Source organism: uncultured Campylobacter sp., from assembly GCF_938045595.1.
Classification (GTDB): Bacteria; Campylobacterota; Campylobacteria; order Campylobacterales; family Campylobacteraceae; genus Campylobacter_B.
On sequence record NZ_CALIBB010000021.1, the window covers coordinates 1 to 1,537 of the forward strand.

The 1,537-nt window shown below is 36.9% G+C and carries 1 protein-coding gene; it reads right to left on the reverse strand.

Going from position 1 to position 1,537, the window contains the following annotated elements:
- Window positions 1-263 precede the first annotated feature (263 nt).
- Complete coding sequence (locus tag Q0340_RS00710; RefSeq protein ID WP_298081755.1) at window positions 264-1,217, reverse strand: hypothetical protein; 954 nt, start codon at window positions 1,215-1,217, stop codon at window positions 264-266.
- Window positions 1,218-1,537 lie beyond the last annotated feature (320 nt).

Consider the following 1,537-nt stretch of genomic DNA (forward strand, 5'->3'; position numbering starts at 1 on the left):
TGCCCTCGCGCCTTTGCGCAGGTTGAAAGGCTTTAAATTTAAAGGCAAATTTTAATTTCGGCTGTCACTCGCGCTCTTTGGTAGCTTTAAAACAAAGATCGCGGGCGCCCGTGCGGTTATTTAGGTCGCGTCATGCGGCGGCGCAGATATTTTTAGCTGCACCGCGCGGCGCGCCGGAATTTTATAGATTAGAGTCTAAATTTAAAGCAGTGGATATAAAGGAAGAATTTTAACTTCAGCTCTAGCAGGTAATGCCCTGTAACTCAATATCTGCTTCCGCTACCTTCTCCTTGCGAGTTAAAATTTATCTTATTCTTTTGATTTTTTAAATTTTGGTATTGATTGAAAAGTATGTCCGTCTCATGTTTATCATAGTATAAATTTTTATTATAAAATATCGTTTCATAATCGAGATTGCTCCCCTTGTCGTATATTGAAATGAAAGAAAATATATATTCTTTATCGCAATCCATATTTTCATCAATTATCTTTTTATAGTTATAGCAAAACGGGTATATGCTCTTTTTTTGTTGATAAACTACATCCCTAAATATAGAGTTTAAAAGCCACCTATAACATCTGTTTTCTGGAGTAATTATGTCAAATTTTTTAGTTTTTGTTTCGTACATAATTGGTAATTGTATGTCATTTTTACTTATAAATACAAAATCAGTAAATAGGTCGAATGAGTGGTTGGCGCCATCTCCAAACCTCATATATATAAAATTATCTATAAAATTTCCATCTTCGTCAATCAAATGCTTTTGCTCCCAAGGATAAAAGAGCCGTAGTTTTAAAATCTCGTCGTTTTTTACAATCTCTTCGGCATTTTCTATGGGCTTGCCGTTTTTGCAAATTTTAGAACCCAGATCCATTAGATAATCAAAATTTAGCCTTTTATCCAGCTTCCAAAATTCGCATCTATCATCGGGGTATTTATCGCCGTTGCACCATGAAAATCTTACTCTCTCATAGCCGTTTTTGTCTAAGTGAATATCCGCCATCTTGCCGAAATCTATTTGCGGATAATTATCTAAGTAGTGAAGCTTTTTTAGGTAATCTTTTAAATTTAACTCTACGATCTCTCTTTGCGTTAGATTTTTATCGCTAAAATCAAGCGCTTCTAAGATAGCTGAAATTCTATATGTGGGCAGCAAGGCGATAAATATGCAAAGCCAGATCAGAAAAACTATTATACAAAGGTATTTCAGGCGCAAGCTTACTCCTTCGGGCAGATTGCACTATATTATCCAATGCAAGCTTAACGAGCCCATAATCCGCAGCGCGCTTGCGATTAAGCGGCTTGCTGCAAAAATTCTAAGCTTGCTTGCGCGATTAAATTTAGCGGTAAAATTTTAAATTTTAAAATTTACATTCGGTAGTAAAATTTTAAATTTTAAAATTTGCGGCGGCGATTTAGATCCGCACTTTGCCGCCGTATTTGATCTGACTCGGGTCTTTTTTGTCCAGCTCGCGCATTATCTGCTCGCCGTTGTCGGAGTTTGCCGCGGCGATATCTGCGTCCAGATCGGAGTAA